A 20,385-nucleotide genomic window follows, 5' to 3' on the forward strand; every position below is an offset into this window, starting at 1 on the left:
CTTCCCGATGCCAGACCGAAACGCTGCACGATTTCCTGGCGTCGAAAAGAATCCCGTCGTGACACTCCCGCAAGGAGTTCACGCATTGAGGCCCGGGTCGCATCCGGGCCTCTTTTTTGGCAATTCATTCTGACTATGCCTGACTGTGCGCAATCACGTTCTTGTGAAGAAGATTTTCGAGGAAACATTGACTGTCCTCGCCCCGAACTGTGAAGGCGATCGTCGTTCAGGCGCTCGTGTGCACAACACAGGGAAGGAATTTTCTCATGAACTTCAAGAATATCTGCCTCGGAGCACTCGCGCTTTCCATGGTCAGCGGCATTGCATTGGCGGGCGCCCTCGATGATCCGAACGACATGTCTCCGTTCTTCACCGATTCGGGCATGAAAACCATGAAGCCGATGGAAGAGTTCAACGCGGCCTTCATGGCAATGCCGAAGGACAAGCAGGACGCCATGATGAAGGAGTGCCAGGACGCGGCGATGAGCAAGCCTCATGCCGAGTTCTGCGCCAATGTGAAGATGCTCGGCGGCGCCAACAAGTAACACGCCGCCTGACCAGGACAAACGGATGGCGGGCCAGGGGCCCGCCGTTTTCATGCGGTGCACGGTGGCCTGGAGATCTCCATACCAAAGGGATCGTCACCGGCGGCCTTATAGTTAATGCAGCCTTAACCTTCCCACAGCTAGTCTGGCCCTCGAATCTGCCGGAGTGCGTCATGCGCTGCGGCCAGGCAATCACTGACGGGGAAGAGCATGCGTTCAGGGGCTTCAGCACCGCTCGCGCTGGCCGATACGGGGCACGGCATCCAGGCTTTTGCGCGGCGGCAGGTCGGCCGGCTGGTCGGCGCCGGCCTGTTCCTGTCGGTTGCCTTCGGGGTTGCCAGCCTCGCTACCTGGAACGTTGCGGATCCAAGCTTCTCGCACGCCACCAACAACACCGTTACCAATGCCATGGGCTATGCCGGCGCGGTGTTCTCCGACCTTGCCATGCAGTTCTTCGGGCTTGCCGCGGTCGCCGCGCTGGTTCCGGCCGTGATCTGGGGCTATCTCCTGTTTTCGGCGCGCGGCGTCGACAGGCTGCCCAAGCGCGGGCTGTTCTGGTTCGGCTTCGCGCTGCTCGCCGCCGCCATCGCCGGCTGCATCGTTCCGCCCAAGACCTGGCCGTTGCCCACCGGCCTTGGCGGCGTGTTTGGCGACATGGTGCTCAAGATCCCCGGCGTCCTTGTCGGCGGCTACCCGACCGGGTTGATTGCCAGTGTGCTCGCCGTGCTGCTGGCCGCGCCGACGCTGTGGCTGTTCGCCTATGGCGCGGCGCTGATCGGGCGCAAGAACGGCTTTGCCGTGATGGAAGAGCCGGCTGCGGCGGAACCGCGCGAGGATGATCTTCTGTTCGACAATGACGAGGATGAGGGCGACGAGGGCATATTGGCGCTTGGTGCCATCACGCATTGGTGGCTCTCGTTGCGCGCATGGATGCATCGCCGTGCCGTGCGCCGCAGGCAGGAGCGGGACGAGTATGAACCGGAGATGGAGCAGCGCTCCACCGCCTGGCGGCGCGCCGCTGAACGGGTCGAATCCGCCGAGTACGCTGAATCGCGGATGAGCCCGGACGGTCGCGCCCGCGTCGAACCGGAATTCTTCGCCGCCATGGTCAGTGACCGCAGTGTTTCCGTCGATCCGGACGATGACGATGTCTTCGACCGCGACGACGAGGATATCGATCTCGACGACGAGCCCGTCACCCAGCGCCGTACGGCCCCGACGGCCAAGGTGCAGCAGTTCCGTTCCGATGCCGCGACCCGCGTCGCGGCGCCGGCACCGCGCCCGGCTCCGGGCGCGCGTGTCCAGCGCGAGGCGCAGACCTCGCTGATCGGCTCGGAAACGTTCGAGATGCCGTCACTGCATTTCCTGTCGGAGCCCAAGAATGTGGTGCGCGATGCCAGCCTGTCGAAGGACGCACTGGAGCAGAACGCGCGGCTGCTCGAAGGCGTGCTGGAGGATTTCGGCGTCAAGGGCGAAATCATTGCCGTGCGTCCCGGCCCTGTCGTCACGCTCTATGAGCTTGAGCCGGCGCCCGGCATCAAATCGTCGCGCGTCATCGGCCTGTCCGACGACATTGCGCGCTCGATGAGCGCGATCGCCTGCCGCGTCGCCGTGGTGCCCGGCCGCAACGCCATCGGCATCGAACTGCCGAACGCCAAGCGCGAAACCGTCTATCTCAGGGAGATCCTGGCCAGCCGCGACTTCGAAACCACCAAGGCCAAGCTGGCGCTGGCGCTGGGCAAGACCATCAATGGCGAGGCCGTTATCGTCGACATCGCCAAGATGCCGCATGTGCTGGTCGCCGGCACCACCGGCTCGGGCAAGTCGGTCGCCATCAACACCATGATCCTGTCGCTGCTCTACAAGCTGACGCCACAGGAATGCCGGCTGATCATGATCGACCCGAAGATGCTGGAACTTTCCGTCTATGACGGCATCCCGCATCTTCTGACGCCCGTCGTCACCGATCCCAAGAAGGCGGTGGTGGCGCTGAAATGGACCGTGCGCGAGATGGAGGACCGCTACCGCAAGATGTCCAAGGTCGGCGTGCGCAACATCGACGGCTTCAACGCCCGGGTTCAGCAAGCCGAGAAAAAAGGCGAAAAAATCTCACGCACCGTACAGACCGGCTTCGACCGCCAGACCGGCGAGGCGATTTACGAGACCGAGGATCTCGATCTTGAGCCGATGCCCTACATCGTCGTCATCATCGACGAAATGGCCGACCTGATGATGGTCGCTGGCAAGGACATTGAAGGCGCGGTGCAGCGCCTGGCGCAGATGGCGCGTGCCGCCGGCATCCATGTCATCATGGCCACGCAACGTCCATCGGTCGACGTCATCACCGGCACCATCAAGGCCAACTTCCCGACCCGTATCTCCTTCCAGGTGACGTCGAAGATCGACAGCCGCACCATCCTGGGCGAGCAGGGCGCCGAGCAGCTGCTCGGCATGGGCGACATGCTCTACATGGCCGGCGGCGGCCGTATCCAGCGCGTGCACGGCCCCTTCGTCGCCGACGAGGAGGTCGAAAAGATCGTCGCGCACCTGAAGCTGCAGGGCGTGCCGGAATATCTCGATGCCATCACCGAGGATGACGACGAGGACGATGACGAGCCGTCCGGCAAGGGCGGGACCAGTGGCGGTGGCGGCAACAGCAATCTGGACGATTCCGACGACCCGTATGACCAGGCGGTGGCCGTGGTTTTGCGTGACGGCAAGGCCTCCACCAGCTACATCCAGCGCCGGCTCGGCATCGGCTATAACAGGGCCGCCTCAATCATCGAGAAGATGGAGAAGGAGGGCATTGTCGGCGCCGCCAACCATGCCGGCAAACGCGAGATCCTGGTGCCGACCGAAGACGATAAATTCTGATGGGGAGCCGGCCGCAACCTTGAACCTTGCGGCGCGTTGAAGCGGGTATCCGCCAAACTTCAGCCCAACTGGGGGCTCAGAACAACGACAGATACAGGAATCATCACGAGAGTGACCGCCATGAAAAACGATCTTTCCGCACTCGGCAATTTTTCCCCAACCCGCCGCCAGCTGCTTGGCCTCGGCCTTGTCGCGGTGGGTGCCGCGGCACTCAATGTGGTGCCCGGCTTCGAATTGCTGGCCTCGGCGCAGGCGGCCGTGCCTGCCGCCGCGCAGAAAATCGCCGACCATTTTTCGTCGGTCAAATCGATGAGTGGCGAATTCGTGCAGTTCGGCCCCAAGGGCGAGCAGACCGGCGGCAAGTTCTTCCTCGAGCGGCCGGGCAAGATCCGCTTCAACTACGATGGCGCCTCGAATTTCAAGGTGATTTCCGACGGCAAGTCGGTGGTCATCCTCAACAAGAAAATGAAAACGTCGGATCTCTATCCGCTGTCGAAGACGCCGCTGAAGCTGCTGCTCGACGACCGCATCGACCTCTCCGGCGACCGCGTCAAGAGCGTCAAGGAAGAGGACGACCTCACCACCATCAAGCTCTCCGACAAGTCGGTGTTCGGCAATGCCATGATCACCATGATGTTCGACCCGAAAACCTATGACCTGCGCCAGTGGACGATCACCGACGCCCAGGGCAAGGACACCACGGTGATGATCTTCAACACCAAGGAAGGCGTCAGCTTCGCCGCCGACACTTTTGCCATCGACTATACGGCCAACCGCGAGCTGAACACCAAGACGCGCTAGATTCAGGTGAGGCCGGCCTGCAAATGGCGGTTTCCTGCGCTTCCCCGTTCTACTGCGTCGCAGTAGAACTGAGCTCACGTACCTTAAGCACGCTCCGCTGCGGTTCTCGGAAGCCACCATTTTCGACTAGGCCTGACCTGAATCTCACCGCACCTTAGGTCGCGCCTGAACAGGTTTGCGAACATAGCCCGGCTTGTCTTTGCGGCGCCCGGCTGGCACTTTCCGGACTGACTCCCTCAAAAGGCGTCTTCTCCGTCAGGGTCCATCGATCCTGGCTGGAAGCACGCTGTCCCGGACCGCCGCATGCCTTTCTCCATCGCCACCTGGAACATCAACTCCGTCCGCCTGCGCATGCCGATCGTCGAGCGCCTGCTCGATGAGTACGCTCCCGATGTGCTCTGCCTGCAGGAAACGAAAGTTCCTGACGAGCTGTTTCCCGAAAAGGCGTTCCGCAGGCTCGGCTACCAGCACTTCGCCTTTCATGGCCAGAAGGGCTATCACGGCGTGGCGACGGTTGCGCGGCGGCCGATCGAGCTGGTCGAAAAGCGCCGCTTCTGCGAGATCGAGGACAGCCGGCATCTGTCGGTGACGGTGCAGGCCGGCGGCAAGACGATCCTCGTCCACAATTTCTACGTTCCGGCGGGCGGTGACGAGCCGAATCCCGAGATCAACAAGAAGTTCAGGCACAAGCTCGATTTCGTTGCCGAGATGAACGCCATCCGCGCCGACCACAGCGAAGTGTCGGCCTCGGTGCTGGTCGGCGATCTCAACATCGCGCCGCTCGAACATGATGTCTGGTCGCACAAGCAATTGCTCAACGTGGTCAGCCACACGCCGGTCGAGACCGAAAACTTCGAGGCGATGCGGCTCGGCGGCGACTGGGTCGACCTGATGCGGCTTAACGTGCCCCTGGAGCAGAAGCTCTACACCTGGTGGAGTTATCGCGCGCAGGATTGGGAAGCCTCCAATCGCGGCCGGCGGCTCGACCATGTCTGGTCATCGCCCAACCTGGTGCCCGATTTCGCCGGCTACGAGATCCTGAGGGCGGCGCGCGGCTGGGAACGGCCGTCGGACCATGTGCCGGTCATCGCGCGCTTCGACCTGGATTAGGTATGCCGATATTCAGGTGAGGCCGGCCTGCAAATGGCCGATACCTCCGCTTCCCCGTTCTACTGCGTCGCAGTAGAACTGATCTCACGTACCCAAAGTACGCTCCGCTCCGGTTCTCGGTATCAGCCATTTTCGACTCGGCCTGACCCGAATCTCGACATACCCAGCGTCTCTGGTGAGATGGGCCTGACCTCACCCCGAAAACCGTGGCGCCAGTTCCTCGATGCGGCGGATCATGGCCTGGAATTCCTCGGAAATGCGCTGGTGCAGCTTCATCGCCAACTCAGGATATTCCTCCAGGATTCGGCGAAACATCTTGCGGCTCAGCCGGATCACTTCCGCATCGGTGGCGGCGGAGGCGCTCGTCAGCCGCTTCGTGTCGGCAATCAGCGCCAGTTCGCTCAGCATGGTGCCGGGTCCGGCGGTGCCGATCGGGATGCGCTCACCGTCCTGCTCGCGATAGAGCGCGATCTTGCCACTGACCACGACATAGGCCGAATCGGCCTCGTCGTCCTCGCGGTAGAGCTTGCGGTCGGTTTGCAGGAAGGTGGTCTCGGCACCGAAGGCGAGCAGGCGCAGTTGTTCCTGCGTGAAACCCTGGAAGAGCCTCACGGCGGACAGGATGCGGATATCGTCATCCAGCGCCATCTCTAGCTGCGTCCCCGAACGGTCAGTCCAATCCCTCCTTCACGAGTAGATCCCGAATCCCTCTCCACAGGACCACACCCGAAAGCGGTCCCGCCCAGACCGCTCTATCCCTCTAGTTTTTCGCAATTCCGGACGGAAAACCGCCCACACTTTTCCTAGAATTGCTCATTGGATAATGAAATGTTTAAGGAACCAGCTTGTAGCCGCCGCTTTCTGTCACAAGAATTTCCGCATTGGAAGGATCGCGCTCGATCTTCTGGCGCAGCCGGTAGACATGGGTTTCCAGCGTGTGCGTGGTGACGCCTGAATTGTAGCCCCAGACCTCCTCGAGCAGCACGTCGCGGGTCACCACTTTCTGGTCGGCGCGGTAGAGATATTTGATGATCGAGGCTTCCTTCTCCGTCAGCCGCACCTTGCCGCCACGCGGGTCGATGAGCAGCTTCTGGCTGGGCTTGAAGGTGTACGGACCGACCGAGAAGGTGGCATCCTCGCTCTGCTCGTGCTGGCGCAGCTGCGCACGGATGCGTGCAAGCAGCACCGCGAAGCGGAACGGTTTCGTCACATAGTCGTTGGCGCCGGCCTCGAGACCCAGAATCGTGTCCGAATCGGTGTCGTGGCCGGTCAGCATGATGATGGGCGCCTTGTAGCCGCCCTTGCGCAGGATCTTCACCGCCTCGCGGCCATCCATGTCGGGCAGGCCGACATCCATGATGAGCAGGTCGATGAGGCCGCCGCGCGCCGCGGTGACGCCTTTTGCCGCGGTCGCTTCCTGCAGCACGTCGAATTCCTCGTAGAGGGCAAGTTGCTCGACCAGTGTGCCGCGCAGGTCGTCATCGTCGTCGACGATCAGAATGGTGCGTGAAGTCATGGATCAATCCGTTGTTTTGAAAATGAAATTCATTTGACCGCTGCGTATTTATGCGGAAGCTGGCGTACACAATAGCCGATCACAGTGATTTGTTCAGTGGCACGATCATACAAGAAAAAACGCGATCGCAATGCAGCCGGCGCAATTTTGGTAAAAGGGCTGCGTTTGCTGACCGTGCGGGCAAGGCCCGGCCATCCAACCCAGGGCCTGCTGCAGGCCGGGAAAACAGTGTTTGCCTGCGCGCTGGGGCGGGGTGGCATCTCCGCCGACAAGCGCGAGGGCGATGGCGCCACGCCGCTCGGCTCGATGCGGATCCTGTCGGGTTATTTCCGGGGAGATCAGTTTGCCGGTGGCCGCCGGACGCGGCTGGCGATGACGCCGATCGGACCCGATCTCGGCTGGTGCGAGGTGCCGGACGACCGCAACTACAACCGGCCGGTCAAGATCCCCTATGGCGCCAGCCACGAACGCATGCGGCGCGACGACCGGCTCTATGATGCATGCCTGGTGCTCGACTGGAACATTTCGCCGCGCCGCCGTGGGCGTGGCAGCGCCATCTTCTTCCACCTGGCGCGCCCCGGTTTCACGCCGACGCAAGGCTGCGTCGCGGTGACCGCGCGGACCATGGCGCGGCTGCTGCCATTGCTGTCGGATCGGACGGTGGTGAGGGTGGTGAGGTAGGGCAAGTAGGGCAGTAGGGCAGTAGGGCAGTAGGGCAGTAGGGCAGTAGGGCAGTAGGGCAGTAGGTGTGTCTTCCGGTGCTGCCTTGCTTTTCCGCTACTGCCTTATTCCCCTAACTTCCGTCTTGGCTGCTGCCAGCCGATGTCGAGCAGGCCCAGGCGGCCGACCTCGCGGTCCATGGCCCGGGCGATGTCCTTGCGGCCGGCGCCGATATCGCGCAGTTGGCGATCCGACAGATCCTCGACGTTCTGGTGCGGAAGATTGACCGCGACCCTGGCCTGACGCAGCCAGTCACGGACTGCCGACAGCCAGGCCTGGCGGGCGGTGTATGCGGGGTGTAGAGCGATGTGAGACATGGTCTGATCCGTTCTCTCCGGACTTCAAATCCGGTTTAATGGTACTTCGATGCTCACATCATGCCTGATTGAAATCTTGGGAGGAAACGAGTAGTTTTTGCTCAATCATCAAGTTTAATTTGAGGATCGAGACGCCATGCTCCGCTCTTTCGAGGTCAAGCGCTGATGGCCCGCCTGCTGCCCGGGACGCGCGCGCTGAGGACCTTCGAGGCGGCGGCACGGCACCTCAATTTCACCCGCGCCGCCGACGAGCTTGGGCTGACGCCGGCCGCGGTCAGCCACCAAGTTAAGGAAATCGAGGACCAACTCGACCTGGTGCTGTTCACGCGCACCAGCCGCACCATGCGGCTGACGGAAGCGGGAAACGTGCTGTTCGAGGCGTCGATCGACGCGCTCGACCTGCTCAACCGGGCGGTGTCCCGGGCCCGCAAGATGACGCGCGGCACGGCGTTGCTGAAGGTGACGCTCGACGCGCAGTTCGCGACAAAATGGCTGATGCGGCGTGTCGATGATTTCCGCCGCCAAAGGCCGGGCATCGAGTTGCGCTTCGACATCACCTACGACGTCAGGGACTTCGAGCGGGACGACGTCGATATCGGCATCCGCTTCGGCACCGGCAAATATCCTGGGCTTTGCGCGCACCGGCTGTTCGAAAACATCATCATCCCGGTGTGCAGCCCGGCGCTGCTTGCTTCAGGCCCGCCGCTCAATGAGCCGCGCGATCTGTTCCAGCACACGCTCGCGCATATCGAATGGTCGCGGCAAGGCGTCACCTGGCCGAACTGGAGCATGTGGATGCAGGCGGCCGGCGTCGACGATTTCGACGACAGCCGCACCCTCGTCTTCGGCTCCTCGACCGATGCCACGCAGGCGGCACTCGACGGCAATGCGGTGGCGCTGGCCGACTTCGCCATGGTGGCCAACGACCTGTCGCAAGGGCGTCTTGTCCGCCCCTTCCAGCTCGGCATCAAGGTCGCGCCGGAGTTCGCCTATTTCCTGGTCTATCCGCAAACCGTGAAGGACGATGCGCGCATCGTCGCGTTTCGCGAATGGCTTCTTGAGGAAGCGGCAAAGACGCCCAGCACGGACAAGGCATAGTCGGTTCCGCCGCGCTCGGCCCTTGGTTCACGACCGAGCGTTGTGACCGAAGACCATCCTTGTGTACTTCTTCCACTTCCATTTCAGGCTCTTGTACAAACGCGGGTATCTTTTCGCCGAGATGGAGGTCTCAAACGCTCCGTTTTCGCTTCCCTGCTCGACAATCGGCCGTTCGAACCACAGCATTTCAATGCCGAGCTTCTCATCCATCTGTTCGACCTGGTGGTCGATCGAGGTGTATATCTTGTTCTGATCGATCCAGGCGCAGCGGGCTTCGGCGACGGGTCGGGTGATGAGGTAGGAATCGGTGCATCTGGCGTGCAGTGCCGGGTAGAGCCTTTGACCCCTGCGCAATTTCCAGCTCGGCGTGTAGTAGTTGCTGCCATTGCCGAGATAGATGACGGCCTTGCGTGCGGGGCTGCCGAGTTCGGCCAGCGCCTGCCGGAACTTGGCGACGAAGTCGCGGGCGAGGAAGACGTCGTCCTCGAACACCAGGCAATAGGGCAGGTCGGTCTCGAGGAAATCGCGCCAGATGCCGACATGCTTCAGCGCCAGCGAAACGGCCGGTGGGTGGGTAAAGGCAGGGGCGACGAGCTCGTTGCGGATCTCCGGGGTGATATCCGGCCGATCCCAGTCCGTGTAAAAATAGACCGGCACGCCGCGCCGCTCGAACTCGCGGACAATGTGGCGGCGCCGGTCGTCGTAACCTTGCTTGACGTGACAGATCCGGGTGAACACCAGGTCGCGTGGAAATCCGGATTTTTCTGCCATCGTCAACGCACCGTTTAGCTTGCCGCTGCGCCGAACCAGCCGATCACCGCGCCGATGATCAGCAAGACACCCAACCAGTGGCCGCCGTCGATGAGGGTGAGGTCCCAGCCGAAATTCTCATAGCGATGGTTGACCGAGAGCGTCGTGGCGACGAAACCCAGCCAAAGCACGAAGCCAAAAATCAAGCCTGCGAGCCATGTCGGCTCGCCACCGGTCATGGCGCCGACGACCAGGGCCATGATGGTGGCCATGATCAGTTCGGCGATGAAGCTGATGATGAAAGGCAGCGGCGATTTCTTCATGGTCGTGGCATCGAGCCTGGCGGCCTTCAGCCAAGGCTTGCTCAACGCCATGTACCAGGCGGCGCCGAACAGCCAGGCAACGATCGCGGCGGCGATTACCGCCAGCCAGTTCACTGCTGAAAAATCCATGAGCTTCCCCCTCCAGACGCAGGCCGTGCGTATGCCTGTTTTCTTTGTATCAAGCGCTTCGGCGATGGCGTCAAGCAAAGCGCCAGACGGTGGTGCGCTTGACCAGCGCGTCCTCCAATGCCCGGGTGACGGCGACTTCATAGACGGCAAGCGGTTCCAGCCCGGCCTTAGGCATGTATGACCGGCCGGGATCGCCGACGAAGATTTCGGCGCCGCGCGTCTTGAGCGTCGCGAACCACGGCATCAACAGATCGGCGAAGGATTTGTCGTAGAAAACGTCACCGGCCAGGATCACGTCCCAGCCCGCATCGGCGCCGATGCAGTCGGTGCCGAGGAATTTGACCTGGACATCATTGGCCTCGCCGTTGAGCCGGATCGCGGTGGCGCAGAACGGGTCGATGTCGGTGGCGGTGACCTCAACAGCGCCCGCCTTGGCGGCGGCGATGGCGACGAGGCCGGAACCGGAGGCGAAGTCGAGCACGCGCTTGCCCCGCACCTTGTCGGGATTGTCGAGGACATAGCGGGCGAGGCCCTGGCCGCCGGCCCAGGCAAACGCCCAGAAGGGTGGTGGCAGGCCGATCTCGACCAGTTCGTCCTCGGTCCGTTGCCAAAGATCGTGCGCTTCATCGGCGAGGCGCAGAACAATCTCAGGTACATGCGGCGGCGCGATCAGCGCCGTGTTGTCGAGAATGAATTTTTGCGCGCTGTTTGGCGTCAGGGCCGTCACGGAGCAGGTATCAGGCCGCCCATGCGGCAGACTTCCTTCCATTCGGCCGGGGTGACCGGCTGCACGGAAAGCCGGCCAAGCCGCACCAGTGCCATTTCGGCAAGCTTGGGATTGGCCTTGACCTGTTCCAGCGTCGGCGGGTTCGGCATGTCCTTGACGGCGCGGATATCGACGCATTCCCAGCGCGGATCGTCCGAAGTCGTGTCGGGGTGCGCCAAAGCGCAGACCTCGGCGATGCCGACCACGTTCAGCCCTTCGTTGGAATGGTAAAAGAAGCCGAGATCGCCGATCTGCATGGCCTTCATGTTGTTGCGGGCGGCGTAGTTGCGCACGCCGTCCCACTGCGTGCCGGCCTTGCCCTTGGCCTTCAACATCTCGAAGGAGAACTTGAACGGCTCCGATTTGAACAACCAGTAGTTCATGCCTGTGCTCCTCCTTGCGACGCACCTTTGCCTGCGGCTGGAATTAACTAGCGGCCGGCTTGTTGAACGTCCAGTTCCACTGGCGGATCTCGACGCTTTCGAACAGGCCGGCCTTGGCATAAGGGTCGGCCGCCGACAAGGCCTGTGCTGCGGCCAGATCGGGCGCCTCGACGACCACCAGGCTGCCATTGGGCTTGCCGTCAGCATCGAGGAATGGACCGGCAAAGGCCAGTTTCTTTTCCGCATTCAGCCCTTCGAGAAAAGCAACATGCACCGGCCGCGTATCAATGCGTACCTGCAGGCTTCCGGGCTTATCCTTGCAAACAAAAGCAAACAGCATGGTCTTTCTCCTGGTCTTGGGATTTGGGTTGGGGGATCAATCGTCGGTTTCGGTTTTCAGCGGCCGGGTCATCAAGGCGGTCACGGCCTGGCGGATGGTGATGGTGCCGTCCAGTATGGCCGCGACAGCGGCGATGATCGGCGCGTCGATGCCGCGCTCGGCGGCGATGCGAGCGGCGATGGCCGCCGTCGGCACACCCTCTGCCAGCGGCAGGCCGGCGAGCGGTCTACCCTGACCGAGTGCCAGCCCATAAGCAAAGTTGCGTGATTGCGCCGACGAACAGGTCAGCAGCAGATCGCCGAGACCGGAAAGCCCCATCAGTGTTTCGGGCCTGGCGCCGAAGGCAGCGCCGATGCGGCGCAGTTCGACGAAGCCGCGCGTGACCATGGCGGCCTGGGCGCTTGCGCCGAGCCCGGCGCCAGTGACGGCGCCCGCGGCGATGGCAAAGACATTCTTCAAGGCGCCGCCGATCTCGACGCCGATCAGGTCGTCGCTGGAATAGCAGCGCAGGTTTTCGGCCGAAAAGCGGGCGGCAAGATCGGCCGCCAGGGCCTCGTCGCCGGCGGCGACCACTACCGCCGTCGGCAAGCCGCGGGCAACGTCCGTGGCGAAGCTCGGGCCTGACAGTGCGGCGACCGGATTTCCCGGCAGGATTTCCCCCGCGATTGCCGACAGCAAGGCGCCGGTGTCGCGCTCGATGCCCTTGGCGCAAAGGACAAGCGGGATGCCTGAAGGCATATGGTCCTTCGCGGCCGCCAGCGTCGCTCGCAGCGATTGCGCCGGCGTCACCGCGAGCACGCAATCGGCGCCTGTGAGTGCCGCCTTGATGTCCGATGTCGCCTCGATGCCGGGCGCAATCGCAATGCCGGGCAGGTAGCGCGGATTCTGGCCTTGGCCGATCGCGGCAACGGTTTCCGGGTCGCGCGCGAACAGCCGCACCGAGTGGCCGGCGCGCAGCATGGCCAGCGCCAGCGCCGTACCCCAGGCGCCGCCGCCAAGCACGGTGACGCGCCAGCTGCTCTTGATTGGACGGTTCGTGGCTTCAGCCGTCATGCCTTGGCTCCACGCCGGCCGGAGCCGACCATTGGTGCCGAGATGCTGTCCAGCGGCCAGCGCGAGCGCGGCACGAAATCGAAGCCGTTCTCCTGCGCCAGGCCTTCACGCAGGCGTTCGATGCCGGCCCAGGCGATCATCGCCGCATTGTCGGTGCAAAGCTTCAATGGCGGCGCGACGAAGGTGAAACCGGCGTCAGTGCAGAGCCGTTCCAGCGTTGCCTTGATGGTGCGGTTGGCGGCGACGCCGCCGGCAACCACCAGCGCGGGCTTCTTCGTGCCAGGAAATGTTTGGCTGAATCGTGCCAGGGCGCGGGAAACGCGGTCGGCCAGCGCATCGGCGACCGTCGCCTGGAACGATGCGCAGATGTCGGCGACGTCCTGGTCGCTCAAGGGCGCGATCGCCGTCGCCGCCTGACGCACGGCGGTCTTCAAACCGGAGAAGGAGAAGTCAGGCTGCGCCGAGCCCTTCATGGGGCGGGGAAAGGCAAAGCGTGAGGCATTGCCCGTCTGTGCCGCCTTCTCGACATTCGGTCCGCCGGGATAGGGCAGGCCGAGCATCTTGGCGGTCTTGTCGAAGGCTTCGCCGAGCGCGTCGTCGATGGTGGTCGCCCAACGCTGATAGTCACCGACGCCGCGCACCGCCAGGATCTGCGTGTGGCCGCCGGAGACCAGCAGCAGCAGATAGGGGAACTCGAGCCCGTCGGTCAGCCGCGCCGTCAAGGCATGGCCTTCGAGGTGGTTGATGGCGATAAGCGGCTTGTTCGATGCCGCGGCGATCGCCTTGGCCGTCATCAGCCCGACGATCAGGCCGCCGACCAGGCCGGGGCCGGCGGTGGCGGCGATCGCATCGATATCGTCAAGGTCTGTGCCCGAATCGGCAAGTGCGGCCTCGATGATACCGTCCAACGCCTCGACATGCGCGCGCGCGGCGATCTCCGGCACGACACCACCGAAGGCGGCATGCTCCTCGATCTGGGAAAGCACGACGTTGGACAGGATTTTCGGCGCGGCGTCGCCCTCCAGCGCCACGACGCTGGCGGCGGTTTCGTCACAACTCGTCTCAATGCCCAGAACGCGGATCAATTCGTCGCTATTCCCGAAGATTGTATCGTGAAGCTTTCCCCTTTAGGAGAAAGCCCGAAAGGTCTGGCTTATCTTAGTCGCATTTCTGCGACGCCAAGTGGCTCCACTTGGCTGCAAAATGCTACGGCCGGGGGGTTATCACGGACCGCGCGTCATGCAAACAACCTTGAAAATCGGAACACGCGGCAGCCCGCTGGCGCTGGCACAGGCGCATGAAACGCAGGCGCGGCTGATGGCCGCGCATGGCCTGCCGGCGGAAGCCTTCGAGGTCGTCGTCATCTCGACCAGCGGCGACCGCATCCAGGACCGGCCGCTGTCGGAAGCCGGCGGCAAGGGCCTGTTCACCAAGGAAATCGAGGAAGCGCTGCTCGCCGGCGCGATCGACATCGCCGTGCATTCCTCAAAGGACATGCCGACGCGATTGCCCGACGGTCTTGAACTCAGCGCTTTCCTGCCGCGTGAGGATGCGCGTGACGCCTTTGTCGGCAAGGCGGCGAAGACCATCGCCGAACTGCCGCGCGGGGCCAAGGTCGGCTCGTCGTCGCTCAGGCGGCAGGCGCTGATCCGCCGCATGCGGCCGGATCTCGACGTGGTGATGTTCCGTGGCAATGTGCAGACGCGGCTGCGCAAGCTCGACGAAGGGGTCGCCGCTGGCACGATCCTCGCCTATGCCGGGCTGAAGCGGCTGGGCCTGGAGCATGTCGTTACCGACCTGATACCGCTGGACATCTTTCCGCCCGCGCCCGGCCAGGGTGCGATCGGCATAGAGACCCGTATCGGCGATCGCGCTGTCGAAAAGATGCTGGTGGAAATCCACGATGTGCCGACCGGGCAAGCCTTGGCCTGCGAAAGGGCCTTCCTGGCGGCGCTCGACGGTTCCTGCCGCACGCCGATCGCCGGCTATGCGACGATCGAGGCGGGAAAGCTCTCCTTCGCCGGCCTGATCATCTCGCCCGACGGCACGCAGTCGCACACGATCGAACTGCAGGGGGCGGCGCAGGATGCCGCGCGCATCGGCGATGAGGCCGCGCGGACGGTGCGGGCCAGGGCCGGTGAAAAATTCTTCGACGGCTGGCTCTGAACATGCCTCGCGTCCTGGTGACCAGACCGGAACCAGGTGCATCGCGCACGGCGCGGCGGCTTCAGGAGATGGGATTCCAGCCGGTCGTTCTGCCGCTGACCGAAACTGTGGCGTTGTCTGTCGATGCCGGGCTGATTCCAGATGACGCCGTCGCCGTCGCTGTCACCAGCGCCAATGCCGTGCGCCATGCCCCAAAGGCGGCCATCGCCGCACTTGCTGCCCTGCCGTGCCATGCCGTGGGGACCAGGACCGCGGAAGTAGCGCGCAAGATGGGGTTCTCGTCCGTCATTGAAGGCTCCGGCGACGCCGAGGCGCTGGCCGACAGCATTGCTTCGGCGTTCCCTGGCAAGACAATCGCCTATCTCTGCGGTCGCGTGCGGTTTCCGCTGTTCGAGCAGAGGCTGGAAGCGGCTGGGGTCCGGGTCCGCGCCGTGGAGACGTATGACACGCTTCCGGTGCCGTATTCGGACGAGACCATCATTGCCTGTCTGTCCGGCCAACCGGTCGATGCGGTGCTGCTCTATTCAGCCAAGGCGGCTGCCGCGCTGCAAGTCCTGGCCAAACGGCCGGCTCTGCGAGAGGTATTTGAAAAGACTTTGGTTTTCGCTCTTTCCGCACGCATCGCCGCTGCTTTCGACGATAGCGCCGGGAAAGCAATCCGCATCGCGGCGCAGCCCGACGAGGAGGCGCTGCTGGCACTTTTGCCGCCGCTCCGCTGACCCGCGTCATCACACCGCCCCTTTTCACCGCTTGGTGATGTGCTAGACCCTTTCTGAACCATCATGCGCCGCCAGGCGTTGAGACGAAGCGAATTTGCGGAGCCCCGGCATGGTCAAGACGCCGAAGATGCGACACTCGAAAAGCCGCCGCGAGCCGGTGACCATCGACCTCGAGCCGGGCGCTGTCTCCCGCGTCGTCGACGAGAATGCCGTGACGTCGCCGGCGGCAACCGAAGAAGCCCCGGTGGACGCGGTGGCGGAAGCTTCCCAAGCCGAGGTTCCCGAAGAGCCGGTGCATGCAGACCAGGTCGACCTTGAACCCTGGGAGCATTCCGATGCCGCGACGGCTGGGCCGGCCGAGGCGGAAACGCCGGCAGAGGCTGAGGCCAAAGCCGCCGAGGCGGAGCTGCCCTATCCCGGTTCGGATGCGGCGCCCAGCCGCACCAAGGCTACTTCCGACTACAATTTCGAGGATGCGTCGGCCAAGCGCGTCGACGACAGCAAGGCAAGAACCGAGACACGGGAGGACAAGATGGCGCCGACACCTCCTTCGGCAAAGCGTGGCGGCGTCAACGGGATCGCCGCCGGCATCATCGGCGGTGTCATCGCGCTGGTCGGCGCCGGCGGCCTGCAGTTTGCCGGCCTGCTCGGCGCACCGGGTTCCGGCACTGGTGTCTCGCTCGACGGCGTCAACGGCGAGATCGCTTCGCTGAAGAGCAAAATCGCCGGGCTGAAGGAAACCGGCGGCAGCAGCGATGCAACGGCCAAGCTAGTCGGGCTTTCCTCGGGCCTGGAGCAGGTAAAGGCCGATGTCGCGGCGCTGAAATCGGCGGTCGAATCCGGCGGCGCGGGCGACAATGCCGGGCTTGCCGCGCTGGGTGACAAGGTCAAGCAGATCGAAACCGCGGTCGCCGCCCTTGGCAAGAGCGGTAGTGCAACCCCGGTTGATCTCGGCCCGCTCAACGAAAAGCTGGGGGGTCTCGATGCACTGGTGAAATCGACCGGTGAGGCGGCGAAGGCCCAAGATGGCCGGCTCACCGCGCTCGAACAGTCGGTGTCGCAGCTCTCCGGCAAGGTCGAGGCGGCGGCGGGACAGCCGAAGATCGCGCTCGCCATCGCCGCTTCGGCCTTGAAGTCGGCGCTCGAACGCGGCGCGCCATTCTCGGCCGAACTCGATACGCTGGCCGCGATTTCACCCAACGCGCCGCAGCTTGCGACCTTGCGCCCCTACGCCGAAAAGGGTGTGCCCACCCGTACCGAGATCGCCGCGCAGATGGATGCCGCCGCAAATGCCATGGTCGCGGCCGCTACGCCGGTCGATCAGAATGCCGGCTTCCTGCAGAATCTGATGTCGAGTGCCGAATCGCTGGTCAAGGTCCGGCCGATCGGCGCCGTCGAAGGCGCTGGTGCCCCGGAAACCGTGGCACGCATGGAAGTGGCGGTCACTCAGGGCGACTATGCCAAGGCGCTCAGCGAGTATAATTCGCTGCCCGAGGCTGTGAAGGCCGCAGGGGCTGATTTTGCCGGCAAACTGAGGGCGCGCATCGAAGTCGAAACCCAAGTCGACGCGCTGATCTCCAGCGCGATGAAGGCATGAGGGCAACACGATGATCCGCCTGCTCGTCTTCCTCATCGTCGTCTTCGCGCTCGGGCTGGGCTTTGCTTGGCTGGCTGATCGGCCGGGCGACATGGTCGTTACCTTCAACGGCTACCAGTACCAGGTCAGCCTGATGGTCGCGGCGGTGGCCGTCGTTGCCGTGGTTGCCGGGGTGATGATCCTGTGGTGGCTGGTCAAGTCGCTGTGGAACAGCCCCTACACCATCTCGCGCTATTTCCGCGTACGGCGCCGCGACCGTGGCTATCAGGCGCTGTCGACGGGCATGATCGCCGCCGGCGCCGGCGATGGCGCGCTGGCGCGCAAGAAGACCAAGGAAGCAGCCAAGCTGATCCGTTCCGACCAGGAGCCGCTGATCCATCTGCTGGAGGCGCAGGCATCGCTGCTCGAAGGCGACCACGAAGGTGCGCGCCAGAAGTTCGAAAGCATGCTCGACGATCCCGAAATGCGGCTGCTTGGCCTGCGTGGTCTGTACCTCGAAGCCGAACGGCTCGGTGACCGCAACGCGGCCCGGCACTATGCCGGCCGCGCCGCCGCCGTGGCGCCGCAGCTGGCCTGGGCGGCCGAATCGACGCTGGAGGAACTGGCCGCTCGCGGCGACTGGGACGGCGCACTGAAGCTGGTCGATGCGCAGAAGTCGACCCGGCAGATCGAACGCGATGCCGCCAACCGCCGCCGCGCCGTACTGCTGACCGCCAAGGCGCAATCGCTGGCCGACAGCGATCCCACGGCTGCCAGGACAGCGGCGATCGAGGCCAACAAGCTGCAACCGGACTTTGCGCCGGCCGCCGTTGCCGCGGCTGCCGCACTGTTCAAACAGAACGACGTGCGCAAGGGCTCGAAGATCCTCGAAGCCGCCTGGAAGGCCGAGCCGCATCCCGAGATCGCGGAGCTCTATACGCATGCCCGTCCGGGTGACGCCGTGCTCGACCGGCTCAACCGGGCGAAGAAGCTGCAGGAGATGAAGAAGAACCACGCCGAATCGTCGATGACGGTGGCGCGTGCCGCGCTCGACGCCCAGGATTTTTCAACCGCGCGACGTGAGGCCGAGGCGGCGATCCGGATGGACCGCCGCGAAGGTGCCTATCTGCTGCTGGCCGATATCGAGGAAGCCGAGACCGGCGACCAGGGCAAGGTGCGGCAGCTGCTGTCCAAGGCGGTGCGGGCGCCGCGCGATCCGGCCTGGGTTGCCGACGGCGTCGCGTCGGAGCGTTGGGCGCCGGTATCGCCGGTCACCGGACGGCTCGACGCTTTCGAATGGCGGGCGCCGATGGAGCGGCTTGGCCAGTTGATCGACAGCCGCGAGGACGCGCCGGAAGCGGCCGTTGCGGCTATCGAAGCGCCGGCCAGGCCGGAAAAGCCGATCGATGTGATTGATCATTCCGCCCCGGGCAGCGAGGGCAAGCGAGCCGAGAGCCACGAAGACCACGTCACGCCGGTCACGGCTGCGGCCTTTGCCGCCATACCGGCCGATGCCGAGGCGGTCGAGCCGGCGGAAGAACTGACGCGCCTGCCGGATGATCCGGGCGTCGATCCGGACGAGGAAGCGGAAAAGTCGCCGCGCCGGTTCCGGCTGTTTTGATTTGGCCATTGCGCCGTTTAGGAATGGATTGATGTTCGAACGCGTTCTGTCGTTTCTCAGGGATTTGCCAGCTGGCGCCAGCGCGCATGCCAGCACGGACGATCCGCGCGTCGCGGCGTCGGCACTGCTCTACCATGTGATGAATGCCGACGGCGTGCGCCAGGATGTCGAGTGGGAGCGGTTCAAGGCGGTGCTGGCCGAAAGCTATTCGATCAGCGGTGCCGAACTCGAAGCGCTGGCCGCCGCCGGCGAGCGGGCCGACAATGAGGCGATCGACCTCTATGCCTTCACCAGCGTGCTCAAGCGGCACCTCGACGCGGACGGGCGCAAGGCCTTCATCGGCCTGATGTGGGAGATCGTCTATGCCGATGGCGAGCTGCACGAGCTCGAGGACAACACAGTGTGGCGCGTCGCCGAGCTGATCGGCGTCGAGCGCCACGACCGGGTCGAGGCGCGCCGCAAGGCGGCGGCGCAAGCCCCGGGTGCGCGCGGAATTTCGAGCGACGAATAGGCGGGATCTCGCGCAACGATGCCACGCAGAACGAGTTCGAAGCCAAAGATCCTGATCGTGCTGCATCAGGAGAATTCGAGCCCCGGACGCGTCGGCCACATGCTCATCGAAGAGGGCTTTGAACTCGACATCCGCCGCCCGCCGCTGGGCGATGCTTTGCCGGAGACGCTGGACGGCCACGCCGGTACGGTTGTGTTCGGCGGCCCGATGAGCGCCAATGACGAGGACGAGTTCGTCCGCCGCGAGACCAACTGGCTGGACATTCCGCTGCGGGAGAACCGGCCATGCCTTGGCATCTGCCTCGGCGCGCAGATGCTGGTCAATCATCTCGGCGGCAAGGTCGAGGGTCACGGCGAAGGTCTGGTCGAGATCGGCTGGTATCCGCTGAAGGCGACCGAAGCCGGCAAGAAACTGATGCACTGGCCCGACATGGTCTACCAGTTCCATCGCGAAGGCTTCTCACTGCCGAAGGACGCCACACTTCTGGCCACGGCCGATACCTATCCCAACCAGGCCTTCCGCTATGGCGACAATGCCTGGGGCATCCAGTTCCATGGCGAACTGACAAGGGTGATGATGCATCGCTGGGTGGTGCGCGGCGCGCATCGCTTCGAGTTGCCGGGCGCACAGCCCGGCCGCGATCATCTCGGCGGCCGGCTGATCTGGGACATGCACCTCAAGCGCTGGCTCGACGAGTTCCTGCGCATGATCTTTGGCAGACCGGCGCGGTAGCCCCCTCTCTTCCGGCAACTCTCTAGGGTTCGAGCACCGGCCTCATGAAGCTGCGCTCATAGCTGAGAATGCTGCGATTGCGCTTTTCCGTTTCATACACTTCCTGGCATTCCGGGTCGGCCGCCATCCGCTTGCGATAGTCCTCGTAGTCGGCAAGGCTCGGAAAGCTGAACATGGCATAGGCGATATTGTTGGCTCCTTCGCTCGGAAGGAAATAGCCATGATGGTTTCCGCCGAGGCGATTGACCAGACCAATCCAGCGGCGGCCATACTCTTCAAACTCGGCAAGCTTGTAAGGGTCAATGACATATTTCAGATAACAGGTGATCATGGGA

Annotated in this window: 23 protein-coding genes; 12 read left to right on the forward strand and 11 right to left on the reverse strand. The window is 63.8% G+C overall.

What is annotated here, in order from left to right:
- The first annotated feature begins 266 nt into the window (after window positions 1–266).
- The 4 genes from ACZYHG_RS08190 to ACZYHG_RS08205 all read left to right on the forward strand — a co-directional run bounded on the left by ACZYHG_RS08190 (window position 267) and on the right by ACZYHG_RS08205 (window position 5,330).
- Window positions 267–545, forward strand: coding sequence for a hypothetical protein (locus ACZYHG_RS08190; RefSeq protein WP_464613351.1), 279 nt, complete (start codon window positions 267–269; stop codon window positions 543–545).
- Window positions 546–755: 210 nt separating this feature from the next.
- Complete coding sequence (locus ACZYHG_RS08195) at window positions 756–3,419, forward strand: DNA translocase FtsK (RefSeq protein ID WP_464613352.1); 2,664 nt, start codon at window positions 756–758, stop codon at window positions 3,417–3,419.
- A 120-nt stretch (window positions 3,420–3,539) separates the two neighbouring features.
- On the forward strand, window positions 3,540–4,220 hold the full coding sequence (locus ACZYHG_RS08200) for an outer membrane lipoprotein carrier protein LolA (protein ID WP_464613353.1): 681 nt from the start codon (window positions 3,540–3,542) through the stop codon (window positions 4,218–4,220).
- A gap of 303 nt (window positions 4,221–4,523) precedes the next feature.
- A complete protein-coding gene (locus ACZYHG_RS08205; protein WP_464613354.1) occupies window positions 4,524–5,330 on the forward strand; it encodes an exodeoxyribonuclease III in 807 nt (268 codons plus the stop codon).
- A gap of 192 nt (window positions 5,331–5,522) precedes the next feature.
- Here the strand turns inward: ACZYHG_RS08205 and ACZYHG_RS08210 are convergent, their stop codons facing one another.
- The gene (locus ACZYHG_RS08210; RefSeq protein ID WP_464613355.1) at window positions 5,523–5,978 is read right to left on the reverse strand and encodes a Crp/Fnr family transcriptional regulator; all 456 of its coding nucleotides are present in this window, start codon (window positions 5,976–5,978) and stop codon (window positions 5,523–5,525) included.
- Window positions 5,979–6,162: 184 nt separating this feature from the next.
- Complete coding sequence (locus ACZYHG_RS08215) at window positions 6,163–6,846, reverse strand: response regulator transcription factor (RefSeq protein ID WP_010912284.1); 684 nt, start codon at window positions 6,844–6,846, stop codon at window positions 6,163–6,165.
- 144 nt (window positions 6,847–6,990) lie between these two features.
- On the opposite strand from ACZYHG_RS08215, the gene ACZYHG_RS08220 reads away from it, so the two are divergent.
- Window positions 6,991–7,527 carry a L,D-transpeptidase family protein gene (locus ACZYHG_RS08220; RefSeq protein WP_464614644.1) on the forward strand — a complete coding sequence of 179 codons (537 nt, stop codon included), beginning with the start codon at window positions 6,991–6,993 and terminating at the stop codon, window positions 7,525–7,527.
- A 104-nt stretch (window positions 7,528–7,631) separates the two neighbouring features.
- On the opposite strand, the gene ACZYHG_RS08225 is transcribed toward ACZYHG_RS08220, so the two are convergent.
- The gene (locus tag ACZYHG_RS08225) at window positions 7,632–7,883 is read right to left on the reverse strand and encodes a hypothetical protein (RefSeq protein ID WP_464613356.1); all 252 of its coding nucleotides are present in this window, start codon (window positions 7,881–7,883) and stop codon (window positions 7,632–7,634) included.
- Window positions 7,884–8,048: 165 nt separating this feature from the next.
- Here ACZYHG_RS08225 and gcvA point away from each other — a divergent pair, with 165 nt between their 5' ends.
- Window positions 8,049–8,981: a transcriptional regulator GcvA gene (gcvA, locus tag ACZYHG_RS08230; RefSeq protein ID WP_027059441.1), complete on the forward strand. Its 933-nt coding sequence runs from the start codon at window positions 8,049–8,051 to the stop codon at window positions 8,979–8,981.
- A 27-nt stretch (window positions 8,982–9,008) separates the two neighbouring features.
- Here gcvA and ACZYHG_RS08235 read toward each other — a convergent pair whose 3' ends face one another.
- From ACZYHG_RS08235 to tsaD, 7 genes are all read right to left on the reverse strand, one after another.
- The gene (locus tag ACZYHG_RS08235; RefSeq protein WP_464613357.1) at window positions 9,009–9,752 is read right to left on the reverse strand and encodes a glycosyltransferase family 25 protein; all 744 of its coding nucleotides are present in this window, start codon (window positions 9,750–9,752) and stop codon (window positions 9,009–9,011) included.
- Window positions 9,753–9,766: 14 nt separating this feature from the next.
- Window positions 9,767–10,183, reverse strand: coding sequence for a DUF1761 domain-containing protein (locus ACZYHG_RS08240; protein ID WP_464613358.1), 417 nt, complete (start codon window positions 10,181–10,183; stop codon window positions 9,767–9,769).
- Window positions 10,184–10,253: 70 nt separating this feature from the next.
- On the reverse strand, window positions 10,254–10,952 hold the full coding sequence (locus ACZYHG_RS08245; protein WP_464613359.1) for a class I SAM-dependent methyltransferase: 699 nt from the start codon (window positions 10,950–10,952) through the stop codon (window positions 10,254–10,256).
- Window positions 10,907–11,332: an EVE domain-containing protein gene (locus tag ACZYHG_RS08250; RefSeq protein WP_464613360.1), complete on the reverse strand. Its 426-nt coding sequence runs from the start codon at window positions 11,330–11,332 to the stop codon at window positions 10,907–10,909. Before ACZYHG_RS08250 ends, ACZYHG_RS08245 begins: the two co-directional genes overlap by 46 nt.
- A 43-nt stretch (window positions 11,333–11,375) precedes the next feature.
- Window positions 11,376–11,672, reverse strand: coding sequence for a YciI-like protein (locus tag ACZYHG_RS08255; protein ID WP_464613361.1), 297 nt, complete (start codon window positions 11,670–11,672; stop codon window positions 11,376–11,378).
- A gap of 36 nt (window positions 11,673–11,708) precedes the next feature.
- Window positions 11,709–12,725, reverse strand: coding sequence for an NAD(P)H-dependent glycerol-3-phosphate dehydrogenase (locus ACZYHG_RS08260; protein WP_464613362.1), 1,017 nt, complete (start codon window positions 12,723–12,725; stop codon window positions 11,709–11,711).
- Window positions 12,722–13,810, reverse strand: a complete 1,089-nt coding sequence (gene tsaD, locus ACZYHG_RS08265) for a tRNA (adenosine(37)-N6)-threonylcarbamoyltransferase complex transferase subunit TsaD (protein WP_464613363.1) — start codon at window positions 13,808–13,810, stop codon at window positions 12,722–12,724. Before tsaD ends, ACZYHG_RS08260 begins: the two co-directional genes overlap by 4 nt.
- Window positions 13,811–13,964: 154 nt before the next feature.
- Here tsaD and hemC point away from each other — a divergent pair, with 154 nt between their 5' ends.
- The 6 genes from hemC to ACZYHG_RS08295 all read left to right on the forward strand — a co-directional run bounded on the left by hemC (window position 13,965) and on the right by ACZYHG_RS08295 (window position 20,050).
- Window positions 13,965–14,891: a hydroxymethylbilane synthase gene (hemC, locus tag ACZYHG_RS08270; protein WP_464613364.1), complete on the forward strand. Its 927-nt coding sequence runs from the start codon at window positions 13,965–13,967 to the stop codon at window positions 14,889–14,891.
- Window positions 14,892–14,893: 2 nt separating this feature from the next.
- Window positions 14,894–15,610 (forward strand): uroporphyrinogen-III synthase, encoded by a 717-nt coding sequence (locus ACZYHG_RS08275; protein ID WP_464613365.1) that lies wholly within the window; start codon window positions 14,894–14,896, stop codon window positions 15,608–15,610.
- A 109-nt stretch (window positions 15,611–15,719) separates the two neighbouring features.
- Entirely contained in the window at window positions 15,720–17,207 is a 1,488-nt protein-coding gene (locus ACZYHG_RS08280) for a COG4223 family protein (RefSeq protein ID WP_464613366.1), read from the forward strand.
- 10 nt (window positions 17,208–17,217) lie between these two features.
- A complete protein-coding gene (locus ACZYHG_RS08285; protein ID WP_464613367.1) occupies window positions 17,218–18,807 on the forward strand; it encodes a heme biosynthesis HemY N-terminal domain-containing protein in 1,590 nt (529 codons plus the stop codon).
- A gap of 31 nt (window positions 18,808–18,838) precedes the next feature.
- A complete protein-coding gene (locus tag ACZYHG_RS08290; protein WP_464613368.1) occupies window positions 18,839–19,318 on the forward strand; it encodes a tellurite resistance TerB family protein in 480 nt (159 codons plus the stop codon).
- Window positions 19,319–19,336: 18 nt separating this feature from the next.
- On the forward strand, window positions 19,337–20,050 hold the full coding sequence (locus ACZYHG_RS08295; RefSeq protein ID WP_464613369.1) for a glutamine amidotransferase: 714 nt from the start codon (window positions 19,337–19,339) through the stop codon (window positions 20,048–20,050).
- Between the two features lie 22 nt (window positions 20,051–20,072).
- Here ACZYHG_RS08295 and ACZYHG_RS08300 read toward each other — a convergent pair whose 3' ends face one another.
- A complete protein-coding gene (locus tag ACZYHG_RS08300; protein WP_464613370.1) occupies window positions 20,073–20,381 on the reverse strand; it encodes an NIPSNAP family protein in 309 nt (102 codons plus the stop codon).
- Between the last annotated feature and the right edge of the window lie 4 nt (window positions 20,382–20,385).

It is taken from the genome of Mesorhizobium subarcticum (assembly GCF_055456085.1).

Excerpts from the sequence above, each read along its gene's own strand:
- ACZYHG_RS08280 (WP_464613366.1), top strand. The coding sequence starts at position 15,720 with ATGGTCAAGACGCCGAAGATGCGACACTCGAAAAGCCGCCGCGAGCCG.
- ACZYHG_RS08205 (WP_464613354.1), top strand. The coding sequence starts at position 4,524 with ATGCCTTTCTCCATCGCCACCTGGAACATCAACTCCGTCCGCCTGCGC.
- ACZYHG_RS08255 (WP_464613361.1), bottom strand. The coding sequence starts at position 11,672 with ATGCTGTTTGCTTTTGTTTGCAAGGATAAGCCCGGAAGCCTGCAGGTA.
- gcvA (WP_027059441.1), top strand. The coding sequence starts at position 8,049 with ATGGCCCGCCTGCTGCCCGGGACGCGCGCGCTGAGGACCTTCGAGGCG.
- ACZYHG_RS08235 (WP_464613357.1), bottom strand. The coding sequence starts at position 9,752 with ATGGCAGAAAAATCCGGATTTCCACGCGACCTGGTGTTCACCCGGATC.
- ACZYHG_RS08290 (WP_464613368.1), top strand. The coding sequence starts at position 18,839 with ATGTTCGAACGCGTTCTGTCGTTTCTCAGGGATTTGCCAGCTGGCGCC.
- ACZYHG_RS08190 (WP_464613351.1), top strand. The coding sequence starts at position 267 with ATGAACTTCAAGAATATCTGCCTCGGAGCACTCGCGCTTTCCATGGTC.
- hemC (WP_464613364.1), top strand. The coding sequence starts at position 13,965 with ATGCAAACAACCTTGAAAATCGGAACACGCGGCAGCCCGCTGGCGCTG.
- ACZYHG_RS08195 (WP_464613352.1), top strand. The coding sequence starts at position 756 with ATGCGTTCAGGGGCTTCAGCACCGCTCGCGCTGGCCGATACGGGGCAC.
- ACZYHG_RS08240 (WP_464613358.1), bottom strand. The coding sequence starts at position 10,183 with ATGGATTTTTCAGCAGTGAACTGGCTGGCGGTAATCGCCGCCGCGATC.
- ACZYHG_RS08275 (WP_464613365.1), top strand. The coding sequence starts at position 14,894 with ATGCCTCGCGTCCTGGTGACCAGACCGGAACCAGGTGCATCGCGCACG.
- ACZYHG_RS08295 (WP_464613369.1), top strand. The coding sequence starts at position 19,337 with ATGCCACGCAGAACGAGTTCGAAGCCAAAGATCCTGATCGTGCTGCAT.
- ACZYHG_RS08285 (WP_464613367.1), top strand. The coding sequence starts at position 17,218 with ATGATCCGCCTGCTCGTCTTCCTCATCGTCGTCTTCGCGCTCGGGCTG.
- ACZYHG_RS08200 (WP_464613353.1), top strand. The coding sequence starts at position 3,540 with ATGAAAAACGATCTTTCCGCACTCGGCAATTTTTCCCCAACCCGCCGC.
- ACZYHG_RS08245 (WP_464613359.1), bottom strand. The coding sequence starts at position 10,952 with ATGGAAGGAAGTCTGCCGCATGGGCGGCCTGATACCTGCTCCGTGACG.
- ACZYHG_RS08225 (WP_464613356.1), bottom strand. The coding sequence starts at position 7,883 with ATGTCTCACATCGCTCTACACCCCGCATACACCGCCCGCCAGGCCTGG.
- ACZYHG_RS08250 (WP_464613360.1), bottom strand. The coding sequence starts at position 11,332 with ATGAACTACTGGTTGTTCAAATCGGAGCCGTTCAAGTTCTCCTTCGAG.
- ACZYHG_RS08215 (WP_010912284.1), bottom strand. The coding sequence starts at position 6,846 with ATGACTTCACGCACCATTCTGATCGTCGACGACGATGACGACCTGCGC.
- ACZYHG_RS08260 (WP_464613362.1), bottom strand. The coding sequence starts at position 12,725 with ATGACGGCTGAAGCCACGAACCGTCCAATCAAGAGCAGCTGGCGCGTC.
- ACZYHG_RS08300 (WP_464613370.1), bottom strand. The coding sequence starts at position 20,381 with ATGATCACCTGTTATCTGAAATATGTCATTGACCCTTACAAGCTTGCC.
- ACZYHG_RS08210 (WP_464613355.1), bottom strand. The coding sequence starts at position 5,978 with ATGGCGCTGGATGACGATATCCGCATCCTGTCCGCCGTGAGGCTCTTC.